The sequence below is a fragment of the uncultured Paracoccus sp. genome, assembly GCF_947496875.1.
Taxonomy (GTDB): domain Bacteria; phylum Pseudomonadota; class Alphaproteobacteria; order Rhodobacterales; family Rhodobacteraceae; genus Paracoccus.
The window spans coordinates 1-251 of record NZ_CANMEH010000106.1 but is presented as its reverse complement, the minus strand read 5'-3'; the positions used below and the strand labels follow the sequence as shown (position 1 = coordinate 251).

At 70.9% G+C, this 251-nt stretch carries 1 pseudogene; it reads left to right on the top strand.

What is annotated here, in order from left to right:
• Positions 1-251 (top strand): annotated as a pseudogene (locus tag Q0938_RS19315) (phage portal protein); the annotation flags it as partial.

The window sequence follows — 251 nt, the reverse complement described above, 5'->3', positions numbered from 1 at the left end:
CCAAGCCGGTTCCGTGCGGTGCAGTGGATCCCGCCGCGCTGGGACTGGGTGGATCCGCTGAAGGACATCCAGGCACAGGTGCTGGCGATGGAAGCCGGCATCACCTCGCGGCGCAAGGTGGTCGAGGCCACCGGCTACGACGTCGAGGAGGTGGATCGCGAGAACGCGGCCGACGCCGAGCGCACGAAGCGTCTCGGCCTCAGCTATCGCACCAGCCCCGGCGAGACGCAGGGAGCGCGGGCTACGCCGGC